Genomic DNA, 12506 nt, shown 5'->3' on the forward strand with positions numbered 1-12506 from the left:
GCGCAGGTGTTGACGTAGGTTGGCGCTGAGCGCAGCGAAGCCCAACATGTTTCGCCGTATGTAAGTTGGGCTTCGCTGCGCTCAGCGCCAACCTACGAAGGTTGCGAAAGCGCGTGATCTTATGCGGTGCGGCGTTTCTTCGCGGCGGCCGCGCGCGGCTTGGCGACTGTCGCCGGCTTGCGTGCGGCCTTGCCGGTGGCGCAGGCACCCCCGGACTGGCTGCAGCAGTGGTCGGTGAGGTAGCCGATCAGCTCATTCATCGTCGCGAGTACGGGCGAGTAATAGATGAACCGACCGTCCTGCCGGCTCGCCACCAGGCCCGCGTGCGACAGCTCTTTCAGATGAAAGGACAACGTGGCGTTGGCCAAGCCAAGCTTCTGCGCGATGACGCTGGCGGCCAGGCCCTCCGGCGCGTGCTCGATCAGCAGCCGATAAACCGCCAGACGCGATTCCTGCGCCAGCGCGGAAAGTATGGTGACCGCTTGTTTGCTCTGCATGTTGATGGAGATGATGGTTCAGTGACTTGAGGGCTGTGTCAGTGTAGAGGCTCGCGGCCAGAAGGCGTTCGATCAGACGGTTCGCGTTTCGTACCAGGACTTGCTGACTGTCACGAGGCGAACCACGGACAGCATCACCGGCACTTCGATCAGCACGCCCACGACCGTAGCGAGTGCGGCGCCGGAGTGCACGCCGAACAGGCCTACCGCCGTTGCTACCGCCAGTTCGAAAAAATTGCTCGCGCCGATAAGTGCGGAGGGTGCGGCCACACAGTGCGGCACACCGAAGGCGCGATTGAGCAAGTAGGCCAGCCCCGAGTTGAAGTAGACCTGGATAAGGATCGGCACGGCGAGCATCGCGATCACCAGCGGCTGCGCAATGATCTGCTGGCCCTGAAAACCGAACAGCAGCACCAGCGTCAGCAGCAGTGCCGCCAGTGACAGCGGCGCCAGCCGGCTCAGCAGATTCTGCAGTGCCTGCACGCCACCGCTTGCCAGCATCCAGCGCCGCAGAACCGCGGCGATAAGCACCGGCACGATGATGAAAAGCAGTACGGAAAGAATCAGCGTATGCCAAGGCACGGTGATTGCCGAGATCCCCAGCAGCAGCGCGACGATGGGTGCGAATGCCACCACCATGATCGCGTCGTTCAACGCCACCTGGCTCAGCGTGAAATTGGGCTCGCCGCCGCAGAGATTGCTCCATACGAAGACCATCGCCGTACACGGCGCAGCGGCCAGCAGGATCAATCCGGCAATATAGGAGTCGAGCTGATCGGCAGGGAGGTAACCGGCAAATACGTGGCGGATGAATATCCAGCCCAGCAGCGCCATCGAGAAGGGCTTGACGGCCCAGTTGATGAAGAGCGTGACACCAATGCCTTTCCACTGGCGGCGCACGCCACCCATCGCGGCAAAGTCGATCTTCAACAGCATCGGGATAATCATCAGCCATATCAGCACGGCTACCGGCAGATTGACCTGCGCCACCTGCCAATGCCCCAACGTTTCGAAGGTCGTCGGCAACAGATGCCCGAGCGCTGTGCCGGCCACGATGCACAGCAGCACCCATACGGTGAGATAGCGCTCAAAAAAACCGATGCGTGGCCGGGCGTCGCCGCTGGCGGCGTTGGCGTTGGCGCTGCTGCGAGGCTTGCTCATGTGCGTGCCTCGCTGTCGGATAAAAGCATTTCGCCGATACGATCGAGCGATCGTTTCAGCTCGGCGGGCTCCATGTTTTCAACAGGTAGCGCAAGCATCGCGCGCAGCCGACGCGTAATCAGCGCATGTGCCTGGCGAAAGGCTCCCGTGATTTCCTCAAAGCTGCCCTGTGCGGCGGCGGGGTCGGGCAGGCCCCAGTGCGCGCGCACGAAGTCGCCGAACAATACCGGGCAAGGCTCTTTCGCGGCGCTGTCGCATACGGTGATTACGATATCGAGTGGTGGCGAATTCGCGCCGACGAAGCGATCCCATGATTTGCTCGACAGACCATTTGTCGGAATGCCGGCGGCGTTGAGCGCGCTGATCGCATAGGTATTGACCCGCCCCGCGGGCTGACTACCGGCGCTGAAAGCCTCAAAGCGCCCTGCGCCCAGATGGTTGAGCGTGGCTTCAGAGAGAATGCTGCGGGCCGAGTTGACCGTGCAGATAAAAAGAACGCGGCAGGGATGCATGATGGGTATCCGTTAACGGTTGTTTGTAATTCGACATTTCCATAATTATAGAAAAGTATAATCAAGGCAACCTTCGACATCACTCAACATCAGGCTGACCCATGACAACTGAAACCATGACCGACGAACTGCCCAACATTACCGCTCAGGCGCTGGATATTCCCGACCAGGTCAAACTGGGTTTACCTGAAGGTGCCGCGCATCCGCCGCGCATTCTGCTTCTGTACGGATCGCTGCGGCCGCAATCCTTCAGCCGCAAGCTGGCGCTGGAGGCGCAGCGCATTCTGCAAAGGATGGGCGCCGAAACGCGGGTTTTCGATCCGCACGATCTGCCGATGCTGGACAGCGTGCCGGCTGATCATCCAAAGGTGCGCGAACTGCGCGAACTGTCGCTGTGGTCGGAAGGGCAGGTGTGGGTGAGTCCGGAGCGGCACGGTGCGGTGACCGGCGTGTTCAAGAACCAGATCGACTGGCTGCCGCTGGAGGATGGCAGCGTGCGCCCGACGCAGGGACGCACGCTGGCGGTGATGCAGGTATGCGGCGGGTCGCAGTCGTTCAACGTGGTGAACGCGCTGCGCCTGCTCGGGCGCTGGATGCGCATGGTCACCATTCCGAATCAATCGTCGGTGGCCAAGGCGTGGACGGAGTTCGATGACGCCGGCCGCATGAAGCCCTCGCCGTATTACGACCGCGTGGTGGACGTGATGGAGGAGCTGTTCAAGTTCATCCTGATGATCCGCGATCGCAGCGATTACCTGGTCGATCGGTACAGCGAGCGAAAAGGTGCGGTTGAGGCGCGTGCGCTGTCGCTGGCAGCAGGCTTGGTGCGCACCGTTCAAACTGCAGAGAAACCGATACAGCCGATGGCGGCTACGATTTATCACAACCCCGCCTGCGGCACCTCGCGCAACACGCTGGCCTTGATCCGGCATGCCGGCATCGAGCCAACCATCGTCGAGTATCTGAAAGATCCGCCAAGCCGGCAGCAGCTTATGCAGCTTATCGCTGATGCCGGACTGACCCCTCGCTCAGCCCTGCGCGTCAAGGAAAAGATCTGTGGCGATCTTGGTCTGGATGCGGCGGACACCAGCGACGATGCGCTGCTGGACGCGATGATCGAGCATCCCATCCTGATCAACCGTCCCTTCGTGGTGACGCCGCTGGGCACACGGCTGTGCCGCCCGTCCGAACGGATTGTCGATATTCTTCCCGCGTTCTCCGAGCCCTTCGTCAAGGAAGACGGCGAGGTGGTCTCGCCGCGCGGATGAGTCGCTGATGCAAGGACTCGGCTGATTCACTCACTGGGAAAAGTCGAGATTGACCGGCGCATCCGGAATCTGTGGCGCCGCGCTCCCGGTCACGGCAACGTCTTTGTCAACAACGTCCAGCGCAAAACTGTCGCCCCATAATTCGCCTTTACCGGAAAGAAAAAAGCCGAAGGCAATATCCTTTGCGTTGGCCGGCACATCGAGCACGATGTCACAGCGCCGCCAAGCCTGGTCACCCTGCAGCGCGCGCTGTTCCATATTGTCGAAGCCGAGGATCTTGCCCGCCGTGTCGCCGTCGATGCGCATCCACATCTGGCCCTTGCCGGCGTCCTTCGTGCGCAGGTAGCCCGACAGCCGTATGCGTTTGCCCTGGTAGTTGGCGGCGCTGATGGTCTGCATCAACGTGCCGAATCCGTCGCTGTCGGTCTTTGCCCGAATGAATGCATTGCGGCTATCAGGTCGACGGGTTCCCGGTTCGCTGCCCATGACGTAATCGGCCGGTTTTGATCCGGCGACAAACCAGCCTTCGGGCGTGCTCGCATGGCAGTTGGCCGCCAGCAAACAGCCGAGACTCAAGGCGAGAGCAAAAGTGCTTTTCATGCGTTTCTCCGTGAAGCGGTTATCGGGAATTACTCGGGGGACGTATTTTGCGTCAGGAGGTATTGCGCACTGGGCGAGAGCGGCGGCGCGACATCCATTTGCAGCAGATAAGCGCGCGCGCGCCCGTCGAGATATCCGGGCGTCACACTGCTGGCGGCATGCTGCACTGGCATTGGCGCCGATGCGCTGTGCCGGGCGGTCAGCCAGATCATTACGCCGGCAGCGATGGCGCCGGCAAGCCACGACCAGCGCATTGTTTGCGCCCGTGAGCGACGGTTGGCGCCGGCGATTTCCAGAATTCGTGCATCGACGGTGGCGCGCGGCGCTTCCTGCGCGACCTTGCGATACAGCCTGACAAGATCGTCCAGCGGCTCATCGTTCATTGCCATGCCTCCAGCGCAGCGCGCAGGCGCTGCTGTGCATAGCGCAATCGACTCTTGACGGTTTCGCGGGATACCTCTGTAGCCAATGCAATGTCATCAAGGCTCAAATGCCCCTCCGCTTTCATCAGAAAAGCTTCCCGCTGCAGCGGCGGAAGATGACTTATCGCCTCGAGCAACGCCTGTCCGAGTTCTTCGCTGTGGGCCAATCGCTCTGGCGATTGCGACGACGGCGCCGGCGAATCGAGCTGAGCCAAATCGCTGCCGTGGCTCTGCCAGTCGGGCGCATGCCGACTGAGCACGCGCCAGCGGTCGGAAGCGCGACGATGCGCGATGGAGAACAGCCACGCCGCGAAGCCGGCGCTCGGCTGGTAACGATCCTTGCTGCGGATGACGGCAATCCAGACTTCCTGAAACACCTCTTCGGCTTCGCTGGGGTGGGCGGCCAGTCTGAGCAGGTAGCGGTGCAGCTTTTCGCGGTAGCGAAAATACAGCGTCTGGAACGCACGGTTATTGCCCCGCTGGTATTCGATCATGCATGCCTCGTCGGTCGCATCGCTCGTCTCGGCACGCGTTCTTTCCACGCTGGCGACCGCTTGCGAGGATTTGGGATGGCGCACAAACGCCAGCGCTTCGGCGAGACTCCAGTGCAGTGACCCCGTACACGCGCTTTCCATGGCTCCAATTCCTTACCGTGATATCCAATAATCGCTGGATTGCCTGCCATGGGGTTAACCGCGCGGCACTTTTTTCACGGCGATTTTCTGCTGCGGCTGTCGCGAAGGGTTTCCTCTGGCAGAATCGAACCAACTGCACTGCCGGAACACTCTGGAATGACTCAAGCTGCTGCCGCGCCCGCCAATTCGCCGAGCCGCATTCTGTTCGCCAGCCTGATCGGTACGACGATCGAGTTCTTCGATTTCTATATCTACGCCACGGCGGCGGTGCTGGTTTTTCCGAAGCTTTTTTTCCCGTCGGCCGATCCGGCGTCGGCGGCGCTGCAGTCATTCGCCACGTTTGCGCTGGCGTTTTTTGCGCGGCCGATCGGTTCGGCGGTGTTCGGGCATTTCGGTGATCGGGTCGGGCGCAAGGCGACCCTGGTAGCGGCACTGCTGACCATGGGTATTTCAACGGTGGCCATTGGCCTGCTGCCGACCTACGCAAGCATCGGCGTGGTTGCGCCGCTGCTGCTGGCGCTGTGCCGCTTTGGTCAGGGCCTGGGCCTCGGCGGCGAATGGGGCGGTGCGGTGCTGCTGGCGATCGAGAACGCGCCGCCGGGCAAGCGGGCCTGGTACGGCATGTTTCCGCAGCTTGGCGCGCCGATCGGCTTTTTCTTTTCCAGCGGGCTGTTTCTGTGGCTGACGCAGGGCATCGGCGATCAGGCCTTTTTCGCCTGGGGCTGGCGCGTGCCGTTTCTGGCCAGCGCCGTGCTGGTGCTGATCGGCCTGTGGATGCGGCTGAAGCTGCAGGAGACGCCCGCGTTCGCCGAGGCCATGGCGCACCACGAGCGCGTCAAGCTGCCGATGGTTACGGTGATCACCAAGTACCCCGGAGCTCTGCTGGCGGGCACCTTCGCCGCGCTGGCGACGTTTGTGCTGTTCTATCTGATGACGGTGTTCGCACTGAGCTGGGCGACGACCAGGTTGGGCTATTCACGCGAGCAGTTCCTGATACTGCAGATGGTCGGCGTGCTTTTCTTCGGCGCGACCATCCCGCTGTCGGCGATCCTGGCCGATCGCTGTGGCAACCGTTTCACGATGATTCTTTCCACGGTGCTGATCATTGCCTTCGGCATCGGCTTTGCGCCGCTGTTTGCCGCGGGCAGCAGCGGCAGCGTGCTGGTATTTCTGGCGATTGGGCTGGGTGTGATGGGTCTGACCTACGGGCCGCTGGGCACGATTCTGGCGCAGATGTTTCCCACCGCCGTGCGCTACACCGGGGCGTCGCTGGCGTTCAATATGGCCGGCATCTTTGGTGCCTCGCTGGCGCCATATATCGCCACGTCGCTAGCCAGAAGCTACGGACTGTCCTACGTGGGCTACTACCTGTCGGCGGCGGCGGTGCTCACACTGCTGGCGCTGCTGGCGACGCCGCGATCGGCGGACTGATATCCGCAGCGCCGCCTCTCCGTAAAACGCATGTGTCTGAAGGGCGCAGGGCCGGCCGCTGGAGATGCCCGGAAGTGTCCCCATCTTTTCCAGACACGGGTTTCATGCGGAAGCGAGCAGGCTCTGAGGCATTGGCAAGATGGAGGGTTTGTTATGGCAACCGGTTGGGCCGGCGACGGCGCCGTGCAGGATCAGATCGACGCCACCGTAAACGATGCGGTGACGCGGGCGCGCCGCCAGCTGCGGCAGGGCCCGGGCCTCGCCCATTGCGAGGAGTGCGAGGCCAAGATTCCCGAGGCACGCCGCAAGGCCGTGCCGGGCGTGCGGCTGTGCGTGGCGTGCCAGGAAGCGCACGACGAAGAGCAGGCCGCGGGCATCTACAACCGGCGCGGCAGCAAGGACAGTCAGCTGCGCTGAATGCCAAGGCTCGAACGTGGCGACTACCAGGATTGCGACTGCGACTGGGACAGCGCGGATTCGGCGATGGTCACCTGCACCTCGAGCGATTCGGCGATGCCGCCAAGTCGAACACCGCGCACCGGCGCGGCGTCGCGATAGTCGCGGCCGCAGGCGATGCGAACGTAGCGCTCGTCCGGCGACTGCCGATTGGCAGCGTCGAAACCCAGCCAGCCAAGGTCACTGACGAAAATCTCCGCCCACGCGTGGCTGGCGGCCGCGGTGCCTTCGACAGGGCAGAGGTAGCCGCTGACGTAGCGGGCCGGAAAGCCCAGCGAGCGGGCGGCGGCGATCAACACATGGGCATGGTCCTGGCACACGCCGGCCTCGGCCGCAAAAGCCTCGATCGCCGTGGTTTCCGCGTCGGTCTGATAGGGCAGGTAGTCGATGCGATCGCGCACGCCGTTGGTCAGCCGATGCAGGCGCTCAAGATCCGCGCCATCCCCAGCCGACGATTTTGCAAGATCATCGATCTCGGCATTGCTTTCCGTCAGTGGCGTCGAGGACAGATAGAACATCGGCGGCAGCAGCTCTTTCCGATCGCCGTGCACGCCGTGCATGTCGCGCGTGTTGACCGCCCCGCGCACCGACAGACGCAGGGTCTCCACGCTGCGGTCGATGGTGTGGGTGGCGACAGGATTGCCGAAGCCGTCGCTGCAGGTGGGCTGCAGTCGACGTCCGTCGACATCCACCTGCCAGCTGCTGACCGTTTGCCCGGCACTTGGCGCGGGCCACATGCGCAGCGCCTGGATGATCATGCTGGCGGCCTGACCGTAGCGGTAGACGGTGTCGTGAACGATGGTCAGCTGCATGATTAAAAAAGATGTCCTTCGGAGATTTGCGCGCCCAGTGCCTCGGTGCGAACGATCAGGTCGGTGAGATATTCGTGCAGGCCGTTGTTGATGATGTAGTCGATCCGGCCGTAACGAAGATTGGTGTAGATCGCATGCGCCTGCCGTTTGGCTTCGGCGGCGCGCTGCGGGTCCTGGTCCTCGATGAGATCGAGATGCTGGGTGATCTGGTTGTAGCAAAATGCCAGCGAACGCGGAAACTCGCCGCGCATGATCAACAGCTCGGCCACATGGGCAGGCTCGACCTGACCTTTGAACATCACGCGGTAGGCGCGGCGTGCACCAACGACGCGCAGAATGGCGAGCCACTGGTAGTAATCGACCACGCCGCCGACGTCGTTCACCGAGGGAAGCTTCACGTGATACTTCACGTCCAGCAGCCGCGCGGTGTTATCGGCGCGTTCGAGATACTGGCCGACGCGCACGAAGTGAAAGCCGTCGCGGCGCAGCATCGCGTTCGAGCACACGCCGTGGAACAGACCGACGCGTGACTTCACCCATTCGAGAAATTCGGACAGCAGGTCCTCGGTCATCGGCGTGTTGCGGTAGGTGGAAAGCTCCTGCCAGGTGGTGTTGACCGCTTCCCACATGTCGGCCGTCAGCGCGGTGCGTACGGCGCGCGCATTGCGGCGCGCGACTTCGATGCAGTTGACGATGGAGGAGGGGTTGTCGGCATCGAAGGCGAGGAACTGGATCACCGACGGCTCGTCGGCAGTTTCATGGCGCGCGTAGTAGCTCTCGCTGCCGCCGGCCGCGACGATCGCGGACTCCCACTCGCTATTGCGTTCGCTGTCGACGCGAACGGCGTTCATCTGGCCGGCCACCTGCAGCAGGCGGGCGACATAGTCGGCGCGTTCCATATAACGCGAGAGCCAGAACAGGTTTTCTGCGGTGCGTGCCAGCATCAGCTTTCCAGTACCCAGGTGTCTTTGGTGCCGCCGCCCTGTGATGAGTTCACCACGAGCGAACCCTCTTTCAGTGCCACGCGGGTAAGGCCGCCCGGCACCACGCGAATGCGATCGGCGCCGCACAGCACGAACGGCCGCAGGTCAACGTGGCGCGGCGCGATGCCCGCATCGACAAAGGTCGGCACGGTCGACAGTGCCAGCGTCGGCTGCGCGATGTAGTCCTGCGGGCGCGTCTTCAGCAGGGCGCGGAAGTCCTCCAGCTCAGTGCGGCTGGCGTGCGGGCCGACCAGCATGCCGTAGCCGCCAGAGCCGTGCACCGCCTTGACCACCAGCTCGTCGAGATGCTCCAGCACGTAGCGCAACTCGTCCGGCTTGCTGCAGTCGTGCGTGGGCACGTTGCGCAGCAGCGGCTCTTCGCCGAGATAGAAGCGGATCATTTCCGGCACGTGGATATAGACGGCCTTGTCGTCGGCGATGCCGGCGCCGATGGCGTTGGTCAGCGTGAGATTGCCCGCTCGGTTGGCAAAATGCAGGCCGGGGACGCCGAGCATCGAGTTCGGCTTGAACACCAGCGGATCGAGATAGTCGTCGTCGATGCGGCGGTAGATCACGTCGACACGCGCCAGGCCCGCCGTGGTGCGCTGATAGCAAACGTCCTTATCGACCACCAGATCAGCGCCCTCGACCAGGTCGATGCCCATCTCGTCGGCCAGAAACGCGTGCTCGTAATAGGCGCTGTTGTGAATGCCTGGGGTCAGCAGCACCACGGTCGGTTCGCCGGGACAGTTGGGCGGCGCCAGCGAACGCAGCGTGGCGAGCAACTCGTCGGGGTAGTGCGCGACCGGCGCGACGCGATTGCGTCGGAACAGATCGGGAAACAGCCGCTGCATCACCTCGCGGTTTTCGACCATGTACGACACGCCCGAGGGCGTGCGGCAGTTGTCCTCGAGCACGTAGTAGTCGTCCGGGCCGGTGCGCACCATGTCGATACCGGCAATATGCGAATACATGTGTCCGGGCAGATCGAGACCGGCCATTTCCGGCCGGAACTCGCTGTTGTGCAGGATCAGCTTTTCCGGAATACGGCCGGCACGCACGATATCGCGATCGTGGTACACGTCATGAATGAAGGCGTTCAAGGCCTTGGCGCGCTGCTCGAGGCCCTGGCGAAGGCGCACCCATTCTGCCTGCGCCATCACGCGCGGGATGAAGTCGAACGGGATCAGCCGCTCCGGGTCGCCACCTTCGGTATACACCGCAAAAGTGATGCCGATGCGGCGAAACAATACTTCCGCTTCGCGGCGCTTCAGCGCCAGCTGTTCGGGCGGCATCGATTTGAGCCAGGAATCGATCAACGCGTAAGGGGCGCGAACATTGTCCGGCCAGCCCATCTCGTCGAATACAGGGGTTGCGTCGGCCATCAAAACTCCTGGTTGGGCAGCCACAGCGACGATACGTCGCTGTGGTGAAAAACGGTTGATGCTGAATTCTGTTTGGACGGCTCGACATTACCGCGGGTGACCGATCCATGTCGAAGTGTTTCGTCGCCACGGCAACCATGGCCCGAATACGCGCCGCGGCAACCGGCGGACAATCGCAGAGCGAGCGTGCAATTTCCGTGCATCCAGATCGCGTGCAGGCGCGCCGGCACACGCTTCGCGCGCCTCCAAGAACTTGGAAGCTGGCCATCTGCCTGCTGCGGTCAGTGCGCGCCGGGCTCGATTTCTGTCGACAGCCTCTGCCATCGTCGAGACTGAGGCATTAAAAAATGCGGTAGGCCGTATTCGCGTCCCGTTCGTCTGACGATCAACGCCATGCGATTGCGCCGATGCTTTGTTGTTCCGCAGTGAACTCGTTAGTTGGATAACGTTGTCATACAGTGCCATGAATGACGCTTCGCCCTGCATGAACGCCTCGGCTGAGATGCATACGATTGCGCCATCTCCAAGCCCGTTACTCGAGACGCGCTTTTTCATCAGCCGCCTTGCAGTCCGCGGCGTGTTTGCGTGGACATCTAAAGCCCGGGCAGCGCGGACGATCCGCTGAATTGCGACGGTTCTGGCCGTTGGTGCAGCGCGATAGGCCGTCAGACAAGGCGTGCAGCCGAGTGTCGTCGCGGCATGCCGCAGCGGCAACAAAACAAACGGAGCGCACGCACTGCAGCAGCATTTTGGTGGTGCTTAGCAACAATTCACGCGCGCGATCACAGATGCGATTTTTTCCAATAGACAACGTTGTCATTTAGTCCTATCACAGGACATCCAGCGCATAACAAGCGGTAGCGTGCATGGATGCAATGAGGCGCCTATCCCCCATGGCTGATCGGATCGCGGCCGTGATCTGCCTCGGTAATTCACTCGAATTGATGCAGGCCCATCCGGAGAGCACGACATGTCACTTAAACCCCCGTCACCTTTTGTAAAGCAGCCCGCCAAATGTTTACGCATGGCGCTCGGCGCGTTCGGCAGCGTTGCCGCCACCGGTCTTTCCATGGCCTTGCTGGCCGCGGCGCCGGTGCAGTCGGTTCACGCCGCGAGCGCGACCAGCTGTGCGGCAGCCTGGAGCGCGTCGCAGGTGTATACCGGCGGCAACACCGCCAGCGAGAACGGCGTCAACTATGTCGCCAACTGGTGGACGCAGGGCAATGACCCGGCAACCAACAGCGGCGGCGCGGGCTCCGGCCAGCCGTGGACTTCGCAGGGCTCCTGCAGCGGCGGCGCACCGGCGCCTTCACCTTCACCGGCACCTTCGCCTGCTCCCGCGCCGTCACCGGCCCCCGCGCCAGCCCCTGCGCCCGGAAGCCTGCTGTTCAGTCCGTACAAGGACGTGACCATCAATCTCAACTGGAATACCAACGTCATGCAGACGGCGGTGACCGGTACGGCGATTCCCGTCGTGGGCAGCGGCAGCCTTGTGTCGACCGCCGAACCCAACCTCGGCGCGATTACGCTGGCCTTCGCCTCGGGCGAATGCGGCAGCGAGAACTGGGGCGGCATTCCGGCGGCAAGCTTTGCCGGCGCGAACGTGCAGCCGCTCGCCAACGCCGGGCTCAACTACGTCCTTTCGACTGGCGGTCAGGCGGGCACGTTCACCTGCTCCACGCCAGCGGGCATGGCCAAGTTCCTGTCGACCTATAACTCCTCGCATCTGGTCGGCGTGGATTTCGACATCGAAGGCGGGCAGACGCAGGCGCAGATCAGCAGCCTGATCACCGAAGTGGCTTACGCGCACACGCTGTATCCGAACCTGCGCTTCTCCTTCACGCTGGCCACGCTGGCGGCATCGGACGGCAGCTACGGCGGACTCAATTCGCTCGGCGACATGGTGATGAAGTCGATCAAGAGCGCCAACCTCAGCAATTACACGATCAACCTGATGGTGATGGATTTCGGCGGCCCCAGCGCCGGCGTCTGCGTGGTCGCCAACGGTGTCTGCAATATGGGACAGTCAGCGATCCAGGCGGTACAGAACCTGCAGCACACGTACGGCACCCCGGCCAGCCAGATCGAGCTGACCCCGATGGTCGGCGTCAACGACGTCTCCAGTGAGGTGTTTTCGCTGACCGATGTGGACACGCTGACCGCCTACGCGGTGAGCAACAAGCTGGCCGGCATTCACTTCTGGTCACTGGACCGCGACACGCCGTGTTCGAGCAATTCGGGCTACGCTTCGCCGACGTGCAACTCGGTCAGCGGCAGCACGGCGCTGCAGTACACCAATCGTTTCCTGCACGACCTCGGCCGCCAGTAGCGCGGCGGCTCCCAT

The 12506-nt window shown here is 62.7% G+C and carries 13 protein-coding genes and 1 pseudogene; 5 read left to right on the forward strand and 9 right to left on the reverse strand.

The window, feature by feature from the left end:
- Positions 1-119: 119 nt before the first annotated feature.
- From ACDK93_RS07325 to ACDK93_RS07335, 3 genes are all read right to left on the reverse strand, one after another.
- Entirely contained in the window at positions 120-497 is a 378-nt protein-coding gene (locus tag ACDK93_RS07325) for an ArsR/SmtB family transcription factor (protein WP_458071948.1), read from the reverse strand.
- A gap of 72 nt (positions 498-569) precedes the next feature.
- Positions 570-1658: an ACR3 family arsenite efflux transporter gene (gene arsB / locus ACDK93_RS07330; RefSeq protein ID WP_458071949.1), complete on the reverse strand. Its 1089-nt coding sequence runs from the start codon at positions 1656-1658 to the stop codon at positions 570-572.
- Positions 1655-2170, reverse strand: coding sequence for an arsenate reductase ArsC (locus ACDK93_RS07335; protein WP_458071950.1), 516 nt, complete (start codon positions 2168-2170; stop codon positions 1655-1657). Before ACDK93_RS07335 ends, arsB begins: the two co-directional genes overlap by 4 nt.
- Before the next feature lie 116 nt (positions 2171-2286).
- On the opposite strand from ACDK93_RS07335, the pseudogene arsH reads away from it, so the two are divergent.
- A pseudogene (arsH, locus tag ACDK93_RS07340) lies at positions 2287-2892 on the forward strand (arsenical resistance protein ArsH); the annotation flags it as partial.
- A gap of 141 nt (positions 2893-3033) precedes the next feature.
- A complete protein-coding gene (gene arsC / locus ACDK93_RS07345) occupies positions 3034-3438 on the forward strand; it encodes an arsenate reductase (glutaredoxin) (RefSeq protein ID WP_458072373.1) in 405 nt (134 codons plus the stop codon).
- A 30-nt stretch (positions 3439-3468) separates the two neighbouring features.
- Here arsC and ACDK93_RS07350 read toward each other — a convergent pair whose 3' ends face one another.
- Genes ACDK93_RS07350 through ACDK93_RS07360 form a run of 3 tightly spaced genes read right to left on the reverse strand, consistent with a single transcriptional unit; the run spans position 3469 to position 5095 of the window.
- Positions 3469-4038: a hypothetical protein gene (locus tag ACDK93_RS07350; protein ID WP_458071951.1), complete on the reverse strand. Its 570-nt coding sequence runs from the start codon at positions 4036-4038 to the stop codon at positions 3469-3471.
- A 29-nt stretch (positions 4039-4067) separates the two neighbouring features.
- Complete coding sequence (locus tag ACDK93_RS07355; protein WP_458071952.1) at positions 4068-4421, reverse strand: hypothetical protein; 354 nt, start codon at positions 4419-4421, stop codon at positions 4068-4070.
- A complete protein-coding gene (locus ACDK93_RS07360; RefSeq protein WP_458071953.1) occupies positions 4418-5095 on the reverse strand; it encodes a sigma-70 family RNA polymerase sigma factor in 678 nt (225 codons plus the stop codon). The genes ACDK93_RS07355 and ACDK93_RS07360 overlap by 4 nt, the downstream gene beginning before the upstream one ends.
- 156 nt (positions 5096-5251) lie before the next feature.
- Between ACDK93_RS07360 and ACDK93_RS07365 the strand changes: the two genes are divergently transcribed.
- Entirely contained in the window at positions 5252-6526 is a 1275-nt protein-coding gene (locus ACDK93_RS07365) for an MFS transporter (RefSeq protein ID WP_458071954.1), read from the forward strand.
- Between the two features lie 153 nt (positions 6527-6679).
- The gene (locus tag ACDK93_RS07370; protein ID WP_458071955.1) at positions 6680-6943 is read left to right on the forward strand and encodes a DksA/TraR family C4-type zinc finger protein; all 264 of its coding nucleotides are present in this window, start codon (positions 6680-6682) and stop codon (positions 6941-6943) included.
- A gap of 23 nt (positions 6944-6966) precedes the next feature.
- On the opposite strand, the gene ACDK93_RS07375 is transcribed toward ACDK93_RS07370, so the two are convergent.
- The 3 genes from ACDK93_RS07375 to ACDK93_RS07385 are packed head-to-tail and all read right to left on the reverse strand — an operon-like array spanning position 6967 to position 10162.
- Complete coding sequence (locus ACDK93_RS07375; RefSeq protein ID WP_458071956.1) at positions 6967-7794, reverse strand: transglutaminase family protein; 828 nt, start codon at positions 7792-7794, stop codon at positions 6967-6969.
- Between the two features lie 2 nt (positions 7795-7796).
- Entirely contained in the window at positions 7797-8738 is a 942-nt protein-coding gene (locus ACDK93_RS07380; protein ID WP_458071957.1) for an alpha-E domain-containing protein, read from the reverse strand.
- Entirely contained in the window at positions 8738-10162 is a 1425-nt protein-coding gene (locus tag ACDK93_RS07385) for a circularly permuted type 2 ATP-grasp protein (RefSeq protein ID WP_458071958.1), read from the reverse strand. Before ACDK93_RS07385 ends, ACDK93_RS07380 begins: the two co-directional genes overlap by 1 nt.
- A gap of 970 nt (positions 10163-11132) precedes the next feature.
- Between ACDK93_RS07385 and ACDK93_RS07390 the strand changes: the two genes are divergently transcribed.
- Positions 11133-12491, forward strand: a complete 1359-nt coding sequence (locus ACDK93_RS07390) for a carbohydrate-binding protein (RefSeq protein WP_458071959.1) — start codon at positions 11133-11135, stop codon at positions 12489-12491.
- Positions 12492-12506 lie beyond the last annotated feature (15 nt).

The sequence above is a fragment of the Rhodanobacter sp. BL-MT-08 genome (assembly GCF_054161255.1).